We start from the raw sequence: 21,415 nt of genomic DNA, 5'->3' as shown, positions 1-21,415 counted from the left end.
ACCCCTGGTTGGTATTAAAAACAATTTTTAATGTAATTCCATCGGGTATAATCCCTTTGGTATAAACGACCATAATACAGCACATAATCGCCTACACTATAAGCTATGCTAGATGAATAATTTGGAGCCGTATCACATAAATCCTCGGGTTCCGGATTCGGATTATCGCCTCCTCCATTGGTAGAAGGGTAGGCCGCATTCGTTCCTTCAATATCCAATGAAGACAAACGGGCTTGCCTCTGGGGTAATGTATTTCCGCTAAGGTCGGTTATAGTAGGCTGCCCATTTTTACTGAAAGTATAGCTACCGTACATCATAATAGAATTGATATCAAAAGCACCGGTTAAAAAGGTTGCCGCGGAACTTTTATAGAATTGATCTTGGGCATTAGGTTGAATGTTCTCCGTTCTAATAATAATATGATCATCCCTATCTGATCTATTCTGCTCATGAATATATCCCAAGGTATGTCCCAATTCATGGATAATAACTACCGCGGTAGCCCGAGTTCCCAGTTGAATATATCCACGGGAATTATACATACCCAAAGTAGCCACTCCAGAATTACTATTTGAACCTGAAGAGGATATTGTTACATAATTAGACTGGTTGGTGCGCTCCTTAAAAGTGACATTGGTTTTATTGGACCACTCATCAAATGACTTTTGTAACTCACTGCGCACACTAGAGCCCAATCCATCAATTACATAATACACCGTATTGTTCGTCCATTTTCTAACACCTCCTCCTAGTGCCAAAGCGGAAAGCTCTTCACCAGGAACCGGATTAGGATTATAAGCATCTGGAGAATCGGCAAGTTGATCTTCAAATACGCGCGTATCTGTACCCGCAAGACTATAGGTGCCATCAGCTTCTAATTTTACCTGAACGGCATCACCCATGAAATACTTGGTAATAAATTGAGAATCTTCTTCAGCTAGTACTTCTGTTTCAGAAGCTACGGAAGCACCTGTTTCTTGCTCAATGGTATCTTCAGTACACGCACTTAAAACTAAGGTGCATGTTGCCATAAAAAGCATAATTCGTGTAGGGAACATTTTGTTTTTCATTTTTTAAATTTTTAGTGTTGATGTTCATTTTAAATTTTGGGGTCAAAACTTACATATTAGGTACGTAAACAACCACTTCACTAGCCGTCTAGTTCATCGCATTCTCGATGAACTACACAAATGAAAAACACAAAAAACTAAAAAATTACTTGTCCAAACCCGTTGTTTTGGGTGATGGACCATTATGAAGAATAAACAAAACTAAATACTTTGAATACCTTCTTTTAAAATCTGACCAAAACGGAACATATCTTCATACGAGCAGTAAAAAGGAGCTGGCGCCAAACGGATAACATTAGGCTCCCGCCAGTCCGTAATGACTCCATTTTCCATTAAATAATCAAAAAGGGGCTTTCCTTGCCCGTGAAGAAAAACAGATAGCTGCGTACCCCTATCCTCTGGAGTTATGATTTCAAAAGTAGTGCCCTCCATTTCTGCATCTATTTCATGGAGAACAAACTCCAAATATGCCACTATGCGCTCCCTTTTGGCTATAAGAGCATCCATACCTACCTCTTCGAACATCTCCAAAGAAGCCAAATACGGTGCCACGGACAGTACCGGTGGATTACTTAACTGCCAAGCATCGGCATTTGCCATAGGTTCAAATTCCGGTTTCATTAAAAAACGGGTTTCCTTTTTGGTTCCCCACCAACCTTCAAACCTGGGAATATCTTTCTTATTCAAATAGCGCTCGTGAATAAAAATCCCAGAAGCATTTCCAGGACCGCTATTCATGTATTTATAACTACACCAAGCAGCAAAATCGGCACCCCAATCATGTAACTTTAATTCTATATTACCTGCGCCATGGGCCAAATCCCAACCCACATTGGCACCAACGGCCTTACCTGCTTTGGTAATCGTTTCCATGTCAAAAACCTGACCGTTATAATAGTTTACACCCCCTATGAGAACCAAGGCCAGTTCGTTACCTATTTCATTTATTTTTTCAAGGATATCCTCGGTACGCCAGAAGTTTTCTCCTTCTCTTTTTTTCACCTCTAACAGAGCATCATCAGGGTTTAGACCATGATGCCTCACTTGACTTTGCAGCATATACTGATCGGATGGAAATGCTTTCTCCTCACAAAGAATTTTATAGCGTTTGGCCGTAGGCCTATAAAAAGTAACCATCAAAAGGTGCAAGTTTACGGTAAGCGTATTCATTACGGATACTTCCTCCGTCTTCGCTCCTACTACTTTGGCCAAGGGAGCCGCTAATTGCTCGTGATAATCCCACCACGGTTTATCCGAGTGAAAATGACCTTCAACCGCAAGGTCTTTCCAATCCGTCATAACCTCATCCACAAACTTTTGAGTCCGTTTGGGTTGCAATCCAAGAGAGTTTCCTGTAAAATAAACAACCTGTTTTCCGTTCACTTTAGGGAAGTAAAATTCATCGCGATAGCTTCGCAATTCATCTTCAGAATCCAGTTTTTGAGCAAACTCTAAGGTGTTATCGAATTTCATAATGGTCTTTTTGTCAAAAATACAATTTCGGCAGGGATATTAGAGCTATTGCTACGCTACTTTAAATCAACAATTCGCATCTCAACAATGTGCTTCTTAAAACCCGCTTTTTCATAGGCTTTAATAGCGCCATAGTTTTCATCATAAACGGTAAGGCGTATTTCCGTAATACCCTTGGAGACGGACCAATCCTTTAACGTATTTACGACCATCTTATTAAGCCCCTTTCCCCTAAAATCCGGATGGGTATACATAAATCCCAAATAACTATAATTTTCGTGATTCAGGTAGGGTTTGGCAGGTCTAATTTTGGCATAGCCAGATGCTACTAAACGTCCATCAGATTCAATAACAACAACCTCTGCTGTATCACTTTTTATCAGCTCCCCCAAATCATAGTAGCTAATTGGATCAGGCTTAAGCGTTGGATCGTACGGTCGCTCAAAAGCGATGATACCTTGCTCAAATTCAAGCAATGTCTCTAAATCGTCTAATAACGCACTCCTGGTTATAAATTCACTCATAGTTTCAAAGGTTGTATTCTATGGTTACGAAGTTCTAAAATACTATATATTTGCAGAAATTTCAGGCATGCATTTCTTATCTGCGGATTTAGAGGATTATATCCAGGACCATTCAGAAAACGAACCACAATTACTTCAAGAGCTCACTAGGGAAACCCACCTTAAGGTTGTTCGCCCCCGTATGCTTACCGGGCATTTTCAAGGAAGGGTTTTGAGCATTTTATCAAAAATAATTTATCCGAAGAACATTCTTGAGATTGGCACATACACAGGGTATTCCGCTCTTTGTTTAGCCGAAGGCATGCAAAAAGATGGACAGCTACATACTATAGATATTAACGAGGAACTTCAGGATATTCAAGAACGTTATTTTTCGCGTAGCCCCTACAAAGACCAAATTTTTCAGCATATTGGTGACGCCAAGAACATCATACCAGAACTTGAAGCTACCTTTGACCTTGTTTTTATTGATGCCGAAAAAAAAGATTATCCCGATTATTTTGAGCTTGCTCTTCAAAAAACCAGACCGGGCAGTGTTATTCTATCCGATAATGTATTATGGTCAGGAAAGGTTGTGGAACCCGTGGATCGAAAAGATAAGGTGACGCCAATTCTCTTGGACTTCAATAAGAAACTAAAAGACGACCCTCGTGTGGAAACCGTTCTATTTCCCATTAGGGATGGCTTAACCCTAAGTAGGGTGCTATAAGCCTAACATAAATGGTATAGAAAAATAGCGCGGAAAGAACCCCTACCGTAGAGCCCACTATAATATCCGTGGGGAAATGTACGCCCACAAAAATACGACTAGACACAAAAAGTATAGGCCAGATATAAAATAACCAACACCATTTAAAGCGGTTTCTTAGAAAAAGTACCACAATGGTGGTTGCCGAAAAGGAACTTGAGGAATGTCCTGAAAAGAAACTAAAACTTGGAGAAGGTTTTAGAATACGTATCAGTTTATTGATGGTTTCATCATTATTGGGGCGTAGACGTGCCACCACTTCTTTGGTCAAGTCCGTGAGTGTAGCCACAAAAAATACCATTGCTACTATGGTAAGTACTACATAAACAGCTTCTCGTCTCGGATATTTTAGAAAAATAAGAATGAAGAATAAGGCAAATAAGGGAAGCCAAGTACTGAATTGGGTAACAATGAGCCAGAACTGGTCATATTCTTCAATACCTAAATTGTTCAGGTAGATAAAAGTTTCCCTATCCCATTCTAGAATACGGTCCAGCAAATCTAACTTCTTTTGATAGTTCCGGTGACATCATCAACGCTCTTCTTAACGCTGCTCACCCCTTTCTTGAGGTCGTCACCTATTCCTGAAGTAAGATTGTCTTTAACATCATCAATATCCTTTTTAATGTCCGTGATAAAGCTGGTATCAACACCCTGCTTATCCGCACTTTTCTGGATTTCTTGTTTAATATCTTCCGTAGCATCTTTTAGTTGACGCATACCCTTGCCCAACCCCTTGGCTATGCCCGGGATCTTATCAGCACCAAATACCATTACCACGATGAACATGATAAAGAATATTTCGCCTCCGCTAATGAATAAAAAGTGTAGTGAATACATATCACAAATATAATGAAGTTTAAATAGAAAATCCTGTCAGGCAAAGAAAACCTAACAGGACTTTTTGTGATATTAACACTATTTTATTTGCCTTTAACAGCATTTTCCTTCATCCTTTCAAAATCAGATTTCTCTTCTTTCTTAGGCCATGAGTTATTAGATGTATCTATATCTGCTGTTTCTGCTTTTGGATCAATAACAATACCTTTAAGTTCTGTCTGTGAAGATATCACTACACTCACTTCTTTATCGCTCTTTCTCCAAATTTCAGGTGGGTACGTAACATTCTTTGTAGTACCGTCCGCATAAGTGTATTCTACAATTATTGGCATAGGTATACCGCCTGGTTTATCATACGTAACTTGGTAAAAATACTTTGGCTCTTTAACCGCTGCTCTTTCGTCTGCCGTTAAGTTATCCATCATAAATTCTTTAAGCGACTGTGAGCTTTCGGATGGTGCTTTGCCTTTTAAGTTGTTATCCAATTCGTCACTACCTTCCTCGGCCATATACACCATTGGTGGTAAATCTGATTCTGTAATACCACGAGCCGCCATATACGCTTGCATTTTTTCGCTAGGCTTATCCGTCACATAGTATTTTTTAATGTCTTTTACTCCTATATCCACAAAATCCGTTGTGTAGAACCAACCTCTCCAGTACCAATCTAAATCTACCGCAGAAGCATCTTCCATGGTTCTAAAGAAATCTTCCGGTGTTGGGTGTTTGAACATCCAACGGTGCGAATACGTTTTAAAAGCATGATCAAAAAGCTCCCTGCCCATAACGGTCTCACGAAGAATATTTAATGCCGTAGCAGGCTTTCCGTAAGCGTTAGGCCCCAACTGATAGACATTTTCAGGGTTTGACATTATTGGTGCAAGTGTACTTTGATCACCCGCCATGTAAGGAACAACTTTTGAAGGATCACCCCTTCTTGATGGATACTTATCGTTTGGCGCTATAGCTTCCGGATATTTTTTACCAAATTCTTGTTCTGCCATATACTGCATAAAGGTATCAAGACCTTCATCCATCCAGCCCCACTGACGCTCATCGGAATTAACGATCATTGGAAAATAGTTATGGCCTACCTCATGAATAATAACACTGATCATTCCGTATTTTACACGATCGGAATACGTTCCATCCTCATTAGGACGACCATAGTTCCAGCAAATCATTGGGTATTCCATACCTTGTTGCTTAGCATGAACGGAGATTGCTTTTGGGTAAGGATAATCAAAAGTGTGAGATGAATATGACCTTAACGTATGTGCCACTGCCTTTGTAGAATACTCTTCCCACAATGGGTTACCTTCTTTTGGGTAAAGCGACACTGCCATAACATCTTTGTTACCCACTTTTACCGCCTGCATATCCCAAATAAACTTTCTTGAAGTTGCAAAACCGTAATCTCTTACGTTCTCTGCTCTAAACTTCCAGGTTTTCTTCTTTTCTGAAAAGCCTTTCTCTGCCTCCTCGGCCTCTTCTTGGGTTACAATCAATACAGGCTTGTCATAAGACTTTTTGGCCTTTTCGTAACGCTTCATCATTTCTTTGGAAAAAACATCCTTTCTATTCTGAAGTGTTCCCGTAGCATCTAAAATATGATCTGCCGGTACCGTAATATTTACATCATAATCTCCAAAAGTAAGGGCAAACTCACCGCTTCCCCAAAACTGATGGTTCTGCCAACCCTCTACGTCACTATACACTGCCATTCTTGGAAAGAACTGCGCAATAACATAAGAGCGGTTGCCATCCTTTTCAAAATACTCATATCCGGAACGTGCACGATTTATAGTGTGGTTTGGAATATTATAATCCCATTTGATAGAGAATGAAATTTGTTCTTTACTTTTTAATGGCTGTGGAATATCTATACGCATCATAGTCTGGTTGATGGTATATTTTAAAGGCTTTCCGTTTGCGTCTTTTACATAGGCTATATTGAAACCACCGTCAAAAGGCTCCGTCATATATTTTTGGGCAAAAGCACCTGCCTGTTCTGCCATTGGCACACCACCACCGTTACGCAAAGGCGACTTTGATGTTTTGGCACGTACGTTCTGATCCAACTGCAACCAAAGATATTCTAGATTATCAGGAGAATTGTTGGTATAGGTAATGGTTTCCGTACCGTAGATTTTTGCATTTTTATCATCAAGCTCAATATCCATTTTATAGTCAGCTTGCTGCTGATAATAGTCAGGACCGGGAGTTCCTGAAGCCGAGCGATAATTATTGGGAGTTGCAAACTCTTCATACAACTGTTTGAATTTGCTTTGATTGTAGTGGCCTGGTTCCTTGTCCGCATTAATACCTTGTTGTGCCATTGAAATATTGGCAAATACAAAAAGTAACGAAGCAAGACAGTACTTAAATTTGTTCATATATCTGTGTGGTTTTAATCCGTGAAAATTATAATATTTTAAGGAATAGTTACCTAAATGTTATAATTTTAACATTCCTTTAGTACGCGATTTTACCAAAACGAAGCTCTTTTTATCATTTCCTAATTTTAAGTGCACTACATTTTGCTGATCCTCAAAAAGGTCTGTAAGGATTTCGTTCTCTATTTGGATAGATTTCAGGGAAGACAACTCAATATTTGGTACTTCAACATAAAAAATAAGCACATCCGCATCATATTTTCTACCTATATATGTATATGGAGCAGTGCTTCCGTTTACTTCCACCACAAATTTTGATCTCAGATATTTCTCCAAGTACTCATCTGCCAAACGGGATTCATTGTCTGTATTCAACTTCGCTTTTATATCATAACGCTCTAACAACAATTTATCCAAATCATCTATAAAAACACGGGAGGTAATCTGCAATGCCATGTCCTTTTCCGAATAGTTAACGTTCGTTACGCTAACGTAAAACTTGTGTGCGGCGGAGAATGCCAATAAAGGAAGTACCAATACTACCAAGAACTTTTTTAAAGACTTCATAATCTCATTTTCTACTGCAAAAATAGGCAAATGTTATGCCAAAAAGGTATCAATCTAAGGTGTTGTTTTTTCTGTAGACCGCACTTTTCCGCTCCATGAACGCCCAAATTTTTAAATGGTCATGGGTATCTACAACCTCCTGAAAAGTAGCATCTACCTCACAGAAATACATAAACTCATCTATTTTATCCAAGGGAATTTTTAATTCAGATGTAAAAAGAGAATCCGGATAGAACTCACGGACCCGCTCCGTTCTAGCATACGTATTATTCCGTTTTACGCGAGCTTTCAACATTTTTTTTCGTCCTGTAATCATATTGATCAAAGGATCAAAGCTCATATACGGGTTTGCCGTTGCAGCCTGAAATTCGCGTTCGGCTTTACTTATAGGCTTTACATATGCATTGGGAAGCCCCATTGTGGAAGCGGTAACAACTGGCTCCGTTTTTAAATTTCTTAGATCACTGGCTATATTCCCGGAAAGACTATAAGGCATAACCACCACCTCTTCTAACTCCGTAAGCGATTCCTCCAAAGGGACCATCAAAAGTTTACTTTCTAGCAGGCTTTGCGTAACCACAATTTCCTTACGCTTGTACTGTACGGCGGAAAACACCAAAGTGTCATTCAGATTTGCGCTAATATTAAAAAACCCTTCAATATCTGTAATCGTCGCCTTTTTTGTAGTGGTATTCAACACATGGGTGGCGGCAACATCTCCATCTTCACTATAAACTCGACCTTCAATTTCTGTCGATAAAAAATTCTGGGCACACAATGATGCCAGAGGTAGGAAAAAAAATAGATAAAGAAGTTTATTTCTCTTCATTCATTTGTTCTCGGTACGCTTTGCTTTTGTTTACAAGAAAATCAATCAACTCAAATTCGTTTTTCTTTAAAAGCAACGCATATTCAGGTTCATGGGTATCTATATATTGTAAAAAATCATCTATTGAAGCCTGAGAAAGGTTAAGGTCAACTACAAAAAATTCATCATCATATACCTGTCTTAGCACCTGGCTCATTTTCATACGTGGTCGCTCGTCCGCATCTTCGGATTTTGCCGTTTTTGCCAATGCCTTAAAAATATTCACAAAGTTAAGTCCGTCTTTCATTCCTCTATCGGATTGACTCAAAGCTATATTTTCTACTTCCGAAGAACGATCAATATCATATTCCACTTTTTTAAACTCCTCGTTCTGCAATTGTATAAACTTTGCTTCGTTTTCCGGACTTACCACAACCTCATCTAATTCCGTAACTTTTTCGTTTACTTCAACCACTAAACGACCGTTTTTTATAATGTCTTCTGTAATTTTCACTACTTCCAATTGGTAGTTAACCGCTGTAAATGCCAATTCATCACCTACTTTGGCCATAATTGCAAACTGCCCCTTTTCATTAGATATTACCGCACTTTCCGTAGTAATATTTATAACATTCTCGTTAGGCACACTTATATTTCGGTACAACACCGTACCACGCAACAATGAGCGATCATCATCTTGGGCTGTTACGGATAAGAAAGTAAAAAGTATACATAGTACAGTAGGGATAATCTTCATCTGGTTGTTTTATAGGTAGTCTTGAAAAAAGACACGGTTTTTTTATACTAAATTTTAAGGCAACTTTATAAGCAGTACTTTCGTACCATATAGAGCTATAGCTCTGTTAAATTAAGTGGATAAAGAAAATACAACTTTTGGTCTTAAAAAAAACATGGTGGCTAAACTTTTGTTAATTCGTAATAGAACTAAAATCAATGACATAACTACCTCATTACTAAGGCCCGTAATCCTTTTAGCTAGACTAAGCTGTAGTTTGTCTTGTTAAATTAGATTAATACTAAGATAATTTTATTTTTGTTGACCCTAATACCTTAAATCGCAATAGTATGCAAAAGCGCATCTCGATTCCGTTATTTTTTATCGGTTTTTTCCTCATCAGTTTTGCTCAAGCACAAGTAAAAATAGGTGATAACCCCCAGACCATTGATCCCGCCTCTATTCTAGAACTAGAAAGTTCAGATAAGGTTTTGGTCATTACAAGAGTAGATTCTTTGCAAATGACTACCATAGCTCCCAACCGTGGAGCCTTGGTCTACAATACTACTGCAGATTGTGTGTATTATTATGATGGCGCGGCATGGATCAGCATGTGCGAAGGTGCAGATGGTGGTGCCCATACGGCAACACCCATTGTAAATTCCCAAAGTACTATTGTTATTACGCCAACCGAAGGCGGCAACAATTTTGAGATAGCCCCTAATAGTATTACCAGTGACCAAATTTTGAACGGTGGTATTAACGGGGTAGATATACAAAACGGATCTATTGGCCGGGGAAAATTAGCGCCAAATGCTGTGGATAAAGCTAGAATTGCACAAAACGCGGTTGGCCCGTATGCCATTGACCGTGATAGTCTTCCTTTAAGTTTTTTTAATAACGATGCCGGTTTTATTACCGGTGCCAACGTTGTAAGTGGCGATGCAGATAATGATATTTTAGTAGGAAGCGATAGCGGAGCCTTTTTTGACGCAACCACTTTAGAGGATAATATTGCAGTAAATACAGCTGCCATAGCGGCCGATGGTGACACAAGTAATATTAATGAACTACAAGACTTAACTCTAACAGGAGATCAACTTTCAATATCTGGCCGTCCAGGTTTTGTTACTATCCCTACAGCAGATGGATCGGATACCAATATAGATGAAGGCGACAATATAACCATTACCGGGAACGGTACGGCCGCTACCCCATATGTTATTAATGCGGACGATGAAGTTGATGGCAGCATAACCAACGAATTGATTACAGGTGCTGTTTTAAATGCCTCTAACCAATTGGTTATAACAGAAGCAGGAAACAACACCACCGTAGACTTAAGTTCTTTGGCAGGAGGAGGCGGCACAGCAGATGGTGTTATCTCAAATGTAGTATTTACAACAGCTGACAATAAGCTAACATTTACTGGTACTGGTGGCGGTTTTAATGGAGTCATTGATTTAGACGATTTAGATGGTGGAGGAACAGGAACCACTCCGGATCTTGGAGAGGTTTTATCTGAAGATAATAATGCCGATGGATCAAAAATCATAAATCTTGGTGTTCCAACTTTAGATCAAGATGCAGCCACAAAAAAATACGTAGATGATGTAGTAGCTGCTGGGGGTAGCTTAGCCAATGGCAAAATCCTAATAGGTAATGCTACGGGCGCTCCGGTTGCTCAAACGATTAGCGGTGATGCCACTATTGATAATGCGGGTATTCTCACTATTGAAGATGATGCCATTGACACAGACATGATACTAGACGCCACTATTGGTCTTACGGATCTGAGTGACATGGGAGCTACAGCAGACGGCCAAATATTAAAATGGGATACCGCTACAACTTCTTGGATTGTTTCAAACGGCTCAAGCCATTTTGGTGCTGAGAACGCCATATTTTTTGGAGATGATGTAGATGGTTCTCCAACCGATGCCGGAAATGAGTTATTTTGGGATCCAAATGCTAGAGAAGAAAATGGAGGTAATTTTGGAGCACTTGGAATCGGTTTAGATGGAGGTGTAATGAGCACCAGAGTGAAAGTACATGTAGCGGAACAACTTAATGGCAAACTTTCTTACCCTTTAGAAATCCAAAATAGAACAAATCAAAACACTAACAATTCTTCGGTAGGTTTACTATTTTCTGTTGATTTGGATAATGCACACGGCAAAGGAGCTTTATCCTATGAACGAACGGGTGCATGGGGCGTTGGGGATTTTCATTTTTTACAAAACACCATTACTACTGCAACAAATCCAACTCTTACGGACAAAAGCTTTAGCATTCGTAGCAACAAAGACATCGTCCTTTACAACGGTATTGAAATTGCAGGAGATCGTGGAGATGCCAATCAGGTATTGACTTCTAATGGAACTGGAGCCGTTTCTTGGGAAGATGCAGGTGAACTTTCCATTACTGATACTGATACAGATGACGCTTTGGTAGTCCAGGCTGATGGTAAGGGTTATAATATTGGTGTTGATGATACTACGATTGAAATAATATCGGATGCTTTACAAGTTAAAGATGCCGGAATAACAGCTGCAAAGTTAAATGCAGATGTGGCCGGAACAGGCATTACACAAGATGCAACTGGTGCACTGCAAATCGACCCTGCGACCATTACCGGAAATGGAGATATCACCTCTACATCGATAACCGTTAGTGGTGACACAGACGCTTTGCTCGGGGATGTCACACTTGAAATAGCAACAGACGGAGTCACAGCTGCAATGATTAATGCAGATGTTGCCGGAACAGGCATTATACAAGATGCAACAGGTGCCCTGCAAATCGACCCTACGACCATTACTGGAAACGGAGATATCACCTCAACATCAATAACCGTTGGTGGCGACACAGACGCTTTGCTCGGGGATGTCACACTTGAAATAGCAACAGATGGAGTTACTGCCGCAATGCTTAATGCCGATGTTGCCGGAACAGGCATTACACAGGATGCAACAGGTGCCCTGCAAATCGACCCTTCGACCATTACTGGAAACGGGGATATCACCTCAACATCAATAACCGTTGGTGGCGACACAGATGCTTTGCTCGGGGATGTCACTCTTGAAATTGCAACCGATGGAGTTACTGCCGCAATGCTTAATGCCGATGTGACCGGAACAGGCATTACACAGGATGCAAACGGTGCCCTGCAAATCGACCCTTCAACCATTACCGGAAACGGGGATATCACCTCTACATCGATAACCGTTAGTGGTGACACAGACGCTTTGCTCGGGGATGTCACTCTTGAAATAGCAGCCGGTGGGGTAACTGCTGATAAAATCGCAGTCGGTGCTATTTCTGGTGGAGCATCAGGAAATATTGCGGCTAATTCAATAACACAAGGTGATATTGGTCTTAATGCAATAGGATCAGGAGAAATTCAAGCTGATGTAGTAGGTACATCTGAATTAAAGCCGGATGCAGTTACTACTGCGGAAATACTTAACGGAACAATTTTAGATGAAGACTTAGCTGGTAGTATTGATGGCAATAAAATTATTCCAAATTTTGGTGCTCAAAATATTACTACCGGTGGCACTATTTTAGCTACGGGAGATATTACAACTAATGGTGATTTTGTAGATACAACACCTGATTACGTTTTTCAAAAATACTTTATAGGTAATTCTAGTTTGAACCAAAACTATGAATTTCAAACTTTGGATCAGGTAGAAGCATTTATTAAACAGAATCATCATCTTCCAAATGTTAAGTCTGCATTGACAATAAAGAAACAGGGATATTGGAGTTTAACAGAATCAACTCAAAAAAACCTAGAAAAAATAGAAGAACTTTTCCTTCACACCATAGAACAGGAAAAGGAGATCAAAAAACTAAAAGCGGAAAAAGAAGCCATGGCCAATGAATTAAAGTCCATGAAAAATGATATAGAAGAAATTAAAGCCCTTCTTAACCAATAAAAACAGGCCACTAAAGCGCAATCTGCATTGAACATGAAGAAACATCTTTACATAGCGGCTCTTATTTTGGCAACGGGCGTACAAGCACAAGAGGCATTGTACAACACCGGTAACCTCCGCATTCACGATGGCGGTGTAATGGGTCTCCACACCAATTTGGTCAATGACGGTAGTTTTGATGAGAATCTGGGTTTGGTCGGTTTTTACGGGGACAATCTCCGTACCGTTAGCGGAAGCTTGCCCGCAACCTTGTATGATGTGGAGTTCGTAACGGGTGGAGGTACTGTTTTACAGAACTCATTAAACGTATTGAACAACGCCAACTTTATAACAGGAGATATCATTACCGATCGCGTACAATCTTCTATAACCCTTAACTTTCTGGCAGATGCCTTTCCTAACGGTCAGAGCAATATTAGTAAGGTAGATGGGTATGTAAGCGTAAACAATCAGCAGAACTTTATTTTCCCGGTAGGTGATTTTCAGTATTTACGCCCCTTAATATTAAACACGGAAGGTGTAAATACCGTAGCCAGATGTGCCTACTACATAGAAGACCCAAATAGTCCAAGTATACTTCCGGGTGCATTCAACACCAATAATAAAGAAGTAGAAATTGGGGATATTAGCAATATTGAGTTTTGGCATTTAGAAGGATCCGTGCCTTCTGCAATTCAACTCTCGTGGAACGAACGTAGTAATATGGGCCTTTTGACCAATGATGTTAATGAAATTGTCATTGTAGGTTATAGCAAATCCTCTAACCGATGGGAGAGTCTTGGTGGCCCTGCCCCTGCCGGCAACCTGAATGAAGGGGTGGTTGCTTCTGCTTCCTTTGTTCCAGATGAATATGAAGTACTCACTTTTGCGGCATTGGGCGAGCCTAGGGATTATCTGGAGCTGGAAAATTATTTTGTTTCTCCTAACGGAGACGGCATCAATGATTTCTTGGAAATTCCGGAATTGGCACTTTCACCAAATAACTTCATGCAGATCTATAACCGTGAGGGACTCAAAGTATTCGAAAAAGCGAATTACACCAATGAGTTCAACGGACTTTCAACACAAAATAACTTTGTTGTAACAAGAGGGGACGGACTTCCGTCCGGTGTATATTTTTACATTGTTACACTAGAAGATTTAGACCTTGAATTTCAAGGATTTTTATATTTGGCGAACGATTAATTACAAAAAGAGACCTAAAACGGTCTCTTTTTTTACCGTTCATCGATGTTCTACCCTGTGCTATTATCCCGACAGAAGATACCTACAACTTATTCTTCTTGCTACACTACACTTTCCCTTGGCTTCACAACAAATTCTGTGCAGTTCATCGATCAGCACCTAAGTTTACATTAAAATTGAAATTCCCCTGCCTATAAAAGAAGATGGCCCCATGAATTGGTCTAACCAAATACAAGCCAGATTCCGTAGTGCATTCTTTTTTATGATGAAATGATTAAGACCGCTATTACCATTAGAATTTAGGCGCTATCTCCATTTGAGAAGTTCCTTTTTCAACCTACCAACGGGTTTGATCATAATTAATTTAGAACCGAATAATTAAAATATAACCTTAACCGCTCAGCATTTTATTTTTTAAATTGAAATGTTAAATAAATCTTAAAGCAAAGATGAAAAACGTTCCCCTAATCGTTCTCCTCTTTTTAGCGCAACTAGCCTACTCACAAGTCAAGATTGGAGATAATATCAACCAAATTGATGCCGCCTCCCTTATGGAGTTGGAAAGTGCCTCGCGCGTATTGGTCGTCACTCGGGTAACCAATGCCCAAATGAGCACAATTACACCTTTGAACGGTGCTCTGGTTTTCAATACGGACGAAAACTGTCTTTTTCAGTACAAAAATAATGCATGGTCTAGTCTATGTGTTAATGTTGCAGCAGGAGAAACGGTCACCGCTTTGTTGGATAATAATGACGGCACTGTAACCTACACCAACGAAGCCGGAACGCCAGTTACGTTTTCAAAAGCCAATTTAACGGATAATCTAGACGGTAGTTTTACCTTTAATAATGGTAACGGACCGTTAAACTTTATAGGTACCGACGATCAAAACCTTGAAAGTGCCATTTTAGATGAAACCACTTCCTCTCTATTAATTGAGATCGAAAATGGAAATAGCACCCATGCCGACCTTTCCGCTTTGGAAGAATCCGCAGATATTACCGCCGTACAGGATGATGTAGACCAGAACGAGGCTGATTCCGATGCTGCGATATTGGCCGTACAGAATGATGTAGACCAAAACGAGACTGACGCAGATGCGGCAATTCTAGCCGTACAAAACGACGTTGACCAGAACGAGACCGATGCGGACAATGCAGTTGCTGCAGTTCAAACTGAGGTTGACCAAAATGAGGCTGACGCTGACGCAGCGATATTGGCCGTGCAGAATGACGTTGACCAGAACGAATCCGATGCGGACAATGCAATCGCAGCGGTACAATCCGACGTCGACCAAAACGAGACTGATGCAGATGCTGCGCTACTAGCTGTCCAAAATGATGTAGACCAAAACGAGACAGATGCCGACAACGCAATCACATCAGTTCAATCTGATGTTGACCAGAACGAAGCTGACGCTGATGCAGCAATACTTTCCGTTCAAAACGACGTGGACCAAAATGAAGCAGATGCAGATGCGGCAATCGCACTTAAAGAAGATTCTGCAAATAAATCCGATGATGTAACCCTTGCCGATGCCACAAATACCAAGTTCCCAACGGAACTGGCCGTAAAGACCTATGTGGACGGACAAATCGCCGCTACCGCCGATGACGATATCACCGGGGCCTCCATAGATACCTCCAGTATATTGAAGATAGACGAAGGGACTTCTTCCGTAACGGTCGACCTTTCCGCTCTGGAAGAATCCGCCGATATCACCGCAGTGCAAAACGACGTGGACCAAAACGAGTCCGACGCGGATGCCGCAATTGCTGCAGTTCAATCTGACGTGGACCAGAACGAAGCCGATGCAGACAACGCTATTGCTGCAGTTCAAACTGATGTAAACCAAAACGAAGCAGATGCTGATGCAGCGATCGCACTCAAAGAAGACTCCGCAAACAAATCAGACGATATAACCCTTGCAGATGCTACGAATACCAAGTTCCCGACGGAACTTGCCGTAAAGACCTATGTGGACGGACAGATAGCCGCCACCGCCGATGACGATATCACCGGTGCCTCCATAGATACTTCCAGTATCCTGAAAATAGACGAAGGGACTTCTTCCGTAACAGTGGACCTTTCCGCTCTGGAAGAATCCGCGGATATCACCGCAGTTCAAAACGATGTGGACCAAAACGAGACTGACGCGGACAACGCTATTACTGCACTTCAAACTGACGTGGACCAGAACGAAGCCGATGCGGACAATGCAATCGCAGCCGTTCAAACTGACGTAGACCAGAACGAGGCCGATGCCGATGCGGCGATTGCACTCAAAGAAGATTCCGCAAACAAATCCGACGATGTAACCCTTGCCGATGCAACGAATACCAAGTTCCCGACCGAGCTTGCCGTAAAGACCTATGTGGACGGACAGATTACAGCCACTGCTGATGACGATATCACCGGGGCTTCCATAAACGCATCAAGTATCCTGAAAATAGACGAAGGGACTTCTTCCGTGACGGTGGACCTTTCCGCTTTGGAAGAATCCGCCGCCATCACAGCCGTACAAAACGATGTAGACCAAAATGAGTCCGACGCGGACAGCGCTATTACTGCTGTACAGAGTGACGTGGACCAGAACGAAGCCGATGCAGACAATGCAATCGCAGCCGTTCAAACTGACGTAGACCAGAACGAGGCCGATGCGGATGCGGCAATCGCACTCAAAGAAGATTCCGCAAACAAATCCGATGATGTAACACTTGCCGATGCCACGAATACCAAGTTCCCGACCGAACTTGCCGTAAAGACCTATGTGGACGGTCAAATAACAGCCACTGCAGATGACGATATCACCGGGGCTTCCATTGATGCTTCAAGTATATTGAAGATAGACGAAGGGACTTCCTCAGTTACGGTTGACCTTTCCGCTCTGGAAGAATCCGCCGCTATCACCGCAGTTCAAAACGACGTGGACCAAAACGAGTCCGACGCGGATGCCGCAATTGCTGCAGTTCAATCTGACGTGGACCAGAACGAAGCCGATGCAGACAATGCTATTGCTGCAGTTCAAACTGATGTAAACCAAAATGAAGCTGATGCAGACACAGCAATACTTGCCGTACAAAACGATGTAGACCAAAACGAGACCGACGCGGACAACGCAATTGCTGCAGTTCAAACTGACGTAGACCAAAATGAGTCCGACGCAGATGCGGCAATCGCACTCAAAGAAGACTCCGCAAACAAATCGGACGACGTTACCCTTGCGGATGCAACGAATACCAAGTTCCCAACGGAACTTGCCGTAAAGACCTATGTGGACGGACAGATAGCCGCTACCGCTGATGACGATATCACAGGGGCTTCCATCGATACTTCCAGTATCCTGAAAATAGACGAAGGGACTTCTTCCGTGACAGTGGACCTTTCCGCTCTGGAAGAATCCGCGGATATCACCGCAGTGCAAAACGACGTGGACCAAAACGAAGCCGATGCTGACTCAGCAATTCTAGCTGTACAGAATGACGTAGACCAAAACGAAACGGATGCAGACAATGCAATCGCTGCAGTTCAAACTGACGTTGACCAAAACGAAGCTGATGCTGATGCAGCGATACTAGCTGTCCAAAACGATGTCGACCAAAACGAGACTGACGCAGATGCGGCAATTCTAGCTGTACAGAACGACGTTGACCAAAACGAGTCCGATTCGGATAACGCAATCGCAGCCGTTCAAACTGACGTTGACCAGAACGAGTCCGATGCCGATGCGGCAATCGCACTCAAAGAAAATTCCGCAAACAAATCAGACGACGTAACACTTGCCGATGCAACGAATACCAAGTTCCCGACCGAGCTTGCCGTAAAGACCTATGTGGACGGACAGATAGCCGCCACTGCGGACGACGATATCACCGGGGCTTCCATTGATGCTTCAAGTATCCTGAAAATAGACGAAGGGACTTCCTCAGTAACCGTGGACCTTTCAGCTCTGGAAGAATCCGCCGCTATCACCGCCGTACAGAACGATGTAGACCAAAACGAGACCGATGCTGATGCTGCGATACTAGCTGTACAGAACGACGTTGACCAAAACGAGTCCGACGCGGACAGCGCTATTACTGCTGTACAGAGTGACGTGGACCAGAACGAAGCCGATGCAGACAATGCAATCGCAGCCATTCAAACTGACGTAGACCAGAACGAGGCCGATGCCGATGCGGCGATTGCACTCAAAGAAGATTCCGCAAACAAATCCGACGATGTAACCCTTGCCGATGCAACGAATACCAAGTTCCCGACCGAACTTGCCGTTAAGACCTATGTGGACGGACAGATTACCGCTACCGCTGATGACGATATCACCGGGGCTTCCATTGATGCTTCTAGTATCCTGAAAATAGACGAAGGGACTTCTTCCGTGACAGTGGACCTTTCCGCTTTAGAAGAATCCGCCGATATCACCGCAGTGCAAAACGACGTGGACCAAAATGAAGCAGACGCAGACGCAGCGATATTAGCCGTGCAGAACGACGTGGACCAGAATGAAGCTGATGCAGATGCGGCGATACTTGCCGTACAAAACGATGTCGACCAAAACGAGTCCGACGCGGACACCGCTATTGCTGCAGTTCAAACTGACGTGGACCAAAACGAAGCTGATGCCGATGCCGCAATCGCACTTAAAGAAGATTCCGCAAACAAATCGGACGATGTAACACTTGCCGATATTACAAACACCAAGTTCCCAACGGAACTTGCCGTAAAAACCTATGTGGACGGACAGATAGCCGCCACTGCGGACGACGATATCACAGGGGCTTCCATCGATACTTCTAGTATATTGAAAATAGACGAAGGGACTTCTTCCGTTACCGTGGACCTTTCCGCTTTGGAAGAATCCGCCGCTATCACCGCCGTACAGAACGATGTAGACCAAAACGAGTCCGACGCTGACGTAGCAATATTAGCTGTACAGAACGACGTTGACCAGAACGAGTCCGATGCGGACAATGCAATTGCCGCGGTACAATCCGATGTGGACCAAAACGAGTCCGACGCGGACAGCGCTATTACTGCTGTACAGAACGACGTTGACCAAAATGAGACCGACGCAGATGCGGCAATCGCCTTAAAGGAAGATTCCGCAAACAAATCAGACGACGTAACACTTGCCGATATTACAAACACCAAGTTCCCAACGGAGCTTGCCGTAAAGACCTATGTGGACGGGCAAATTAGCGCAACTGCGGATGACGATATCACCGGAGCTTCCATTGATGCTTCAAGTATATTGAAGATAGACGAAGGGACTTCCTCAGTTACGGTCGACCTTTCCGCTCTGGAAGAATCCGCCGCTATCACCGCAGTTCAAAACGATGTCGACCAGAACGAGGTAGATGCCGATGCAGCGATATTGGCCGTACAGAATGACGTGGACCAAAACGAGGCTGACGCAGATGCGGCAATCGCACTCAAAGAAGACTCCGTTAACAAATCGGACGACGTAACACTTGCCGATGCAACGAATACCAAGTTCCCGACCGAACTTGCCGTAAAGACCTATGTGGACGGACAAATCGCCGCTACCGCCGATGACGATATCACAGGGGCTTCCATAGATACTTCCAGTATATTGAAGATAGACGAAGGGACTTCCTCCGTAACCGTGGACCTTTCCGCTTTGGAAGAATCCGCCGCTATCACCGCAGTGCAAAACGACGTGGACCAAAATGAGTCCGATGCTGATGCAGCGATATTAGCTGTACAGAACGACGTTGACCAGAACGAGTCCGACGCGGACACCGCTATTGCTGCAGTTCAAACTGATGTGGACCAAAACGAAGCTGATGCCGATGCCGCAATCGCACTCAAAGAAGATTCCGCAAACAAATCAGACGACGTAACACTTGCCGATGCAACGAATACCAAGTTCCCGACCGAGCTTGCCGTAAAGACCTATGTGGACGGACAGATAGCCGCCACTGCGGACGACGATATCACAGGGGCTTCCATCGATACTTCTAGTATATTGAAAATAGACGAAGGGACTTCTTCCGTGACCGTGGACCTTTCCGCTCTGGAAGAATCTGCCGCTATCACCGACGTACAGGATGATGTAGACCAAAACGAAGCTGATGCTGATGCAGCTATAGCCGCGAATGCAGCTGCAATAACTGCTCACAATTCTGCAGATAACGATTTGAGCGAAACAAACGAAATTCAAACTTTATCCGTTTCAGGAAATGATTTACGCATATCTGGAACAGGTGGAAATACCGTTACCCTACCCTCTATTTCCGGTACAGAAGGCTCTGTATTTTTTGCGGATGCGAGTGGAGCTCCTACCGAAGATAATTCCCAACTATTCTGGGATGCCACCAATAATCGATTGGGAGTTGGTACAAATACCCCAGATAACAAATTTCAAGTTATCGGTGCCATCCGATCAAGAGGAATTCTAAATTCTGATGGAAATGCCAATGAACCTGCCTACCGTTTTGCGGATGACACAAACACGGGTATGTACAGTCCTGCAGCAGATGAAATAGGATTTACCGTAGGAAGTATTGAAGCTATGAATATTGATGAAACATCTAACAGTACAACCGTAACCATAAATGAAACATTGGAATTGAATGGTCCTGTACTTGATGAAAACGATTCTTCTGGAACCGCTGGACAAGTTTTATCGGCAACCGCTACAGGTACGGAATGGATAGACCCCCCTACTGCAACAGGAAATGCCAGTATTAGCGCAGATGAGGGGAACAGTATTACCACAGGTTCGGACTCTGGTGTTTTTTACGCCAGTCCTATCAAAGCCTTTGGAAAAGTTTCTGCGCTTGGTGTAGTCGTTAAATCCACACCTAATATAATAGTCACCAAACTTGCAGGGCTAGGCCATTATCTTGTAACCCTGCCTATTGGAATTACTTTAGATTCTGATTATATCATTCAATTGAGCCAACCAGGAAGAAATGGTGTTGGAAATGATGATCCGGGAATATCATACAGTAACCAGACCGTTAGGACATTTGAAGTTATTATAGGAGACAATGACAATGGTGGAACCGACCGAGCACGATTTGACTCGGAGTTCATGTTCACTGTTTTAGACTTGTAACCAAACTAACATAGTATCAGAAACTTAGCCGATACTATA

The 21,415-nt window shown here is 42.5% G+C and carries 13 protein-coding genes; 4 read left to right on the top strand and 9 right to left on the bottom strand.

The features are described from left to right. Positions 1-14 precede the first annotated feature (14 nt). The 3 genes from P0077_RS13420 to P0077_RS13410 form a co-directional block, all read right to left on the bottom strand. On the bottom strand, positions 15-1,070 hold the full coding sequence (locus tag P0077_RS13420) for a M12 family metallopeptidase (protein ID WP_276165734.1): 1,056 nt from the start codon (positions 1,068-1,070) through the stop codon (positions 15-17). Positions 1,071-1,271: 201 nt separating this feature from the next. Then, a complete protein-coding gene (gene kynU / locus P0077_RS13415) occupies positions 1,272-2,543 on the bottom strand; it encodes a kynureninase (protein ID WP_276165733.1) in 1,272 nt (423 codons plus the stop codon). A 56-nt stretch (positions 2,544-2,599) separates the two neighbouring features. Further along, a complete protein-coding gene (locus P0077_RS13410) occupies positions 2,600-3,067 on the bottom strand; it encodes a GNAT family N-acetyltransferase (RefSeq protein ID WP_276165732.1) in 468 nt (155 codons plus the stop codon). A 67-nt stretch (positions 3,068-3,134) separates the two neighbouring features. Between P0077_RS13410 and P0077_RS13405 the strand changes: the two genes are divergently transcribed. Then, on the top strand, positions 3,135-3,776 hold the full coding sequence (locus P0077_RS13405; protein WP_276165731.1) for an O-methyltransferase: 642 nt from the start codon (positions 3,135-3,137) through the stop codon (positions 3,774-3,776). On the opposite strand, the gene P0077_RS13400 is transcribed toward P0077_RS13405, so the two are convergent. The 6 genes from P0077_RS13400 to P0077_RS13375 all read right to left on the bottom strand — a co-directional run bounded on the left by P0077_RS13400 (position 3,742) and on the right by P0077_RS13375 (position 9,183). Further along, positions 3,742-4,314 (bottom strand): phosphatase PAP2 family protein, encoded by a 573-nt coding sequence (locus P0077_RS13400; protein WP_276165730.1) that lies wholly within the window; start codon positions 4,312-4,314, stop codon positions 3,742-3,744. The two genes, P0077_RS13405 and P0077_RS13400, sit on opposite strands and share 35 nt — an antisense overlap. 2 nt (positions 4,315-4,316) lie before the next feature. Further along, positions 4,317-4,655, bottom strand: coding sequence for a Sec-independent protein translocase subunit TatA/TatB (locus P0077_RS13395; RefSeq protein ID WP_194526257.1), 339 nt, complete (start codon positions 4,653-4,655; stop codon positions 4,317-4,319). An 83-nt stretch (positions 4,656-4,738) separates the two neighbouring features. After that, positions 4,739-7,051, bottom strand: coding sequence for a M1 family metallopeptidase (locus P0077_RS13390; RefSeq protein WP_276165729.1), 2,313 nt, complete (start codon positions 7,049-7,051; stop codon positions 4,739-4,741). Positions 7,052-7,111: 60 nt separating this feature from the next. Beyond that, positions 7,112-7,618 carry a DUF6702 family protein gene (locus tag P0077_RS13385; RefSeq protein WP_276165728.1) on the bottom strand — a complete coding sequence of 169 codons (507 nt, stop codon included), beginning with the start codon at positions 7,616-7,618 and terminating at the stop codon, positions 7,112-7,114. A gap of 49 nt (positions 7,619-7,667) precedes the next feature. Continuing rightward, on the bottom strand, positions 7,668-8,447 hold the full coding sequence (locus tag P0077_RS13380; RefSeq protein ID WP_276165727.1) for a carboxypeptidase-like regulatory domain-containing protein: 780 nt from the start codon (positions 8,445-8,447) through the stop codon (positions 7,668-7,670). Beyond that, entirely contained in the window at positions 8,434-9,183 is a 750-nt protein-coding gene (locus P0077_RS13375) for a hypothetical protein (protein WP_276165726.1), read from the bottom strand. Before P0077_RS13375 ends, P0077_RS13380 begins: the two co-directional genes overlap by 14 nt. A gap of 329 nt (positions 9,184-9,512) precedes the next feature. Here P0077_RS13375 and P0077_RS13370 point away from each other — a divergent pair, with 329 nt between their 5' ends. The 3 genes from P0077_RS13370 (at position 9,513) to P0077_RS13360 (ending at position 21,376) form a co-directional block, all read left to right on the top strand. Then, a complete protein-coding gene (locus P0077_RS13370; protein ID WP_276165725.1) occupies positions 9,513-13,106 on the top strand; it encodes a beta strand repeat-containing protein in 3,594 nt (1,197 codons plus the stop codon). A 33-nt stretch (positions 13,107-13,139) separates the two neighbouring features. Further along, a complete protein-coding gene (locus P0077_RS13365; protein WP_276165724.1) occupies positions 13,140-14,291 on the top strand; it encodes a T9SS type B sorting domain-containing protein in 1,152 nt (383 codons plus the stop codon). 449 nt (positions 14,292-14,740) lie between these two features. After that, the gene (locus P0077_RS13360; RefSeq protein WP_276165723.1) at positions 14,741-21,376 is read left to right on the top strand and encodes a phage tail-like protein; all 6,636 of its coding nucleotides are present in this window, start codon (positions 14,741-14,743) and stop codon (positions 21,374-21,376) included. Positions 21,377-21,415 lie beyond the last annotated feature (39 nt).

The organism is Zobellia alginiliquefaciens (genome assembly GCF_029323795.1).
Taxonomy (GTDB): Bacteria; Bacteroidota; Bacteroidia; order Flavobacteriales; family Flavobacteriaceae; genus Zobellia; species Zobellia alginiliquefaciens.
Note: the sequence above shows the minus strand (reverse complement) of the source record. Positions and strands in the feature narration are given on the sequence as shown.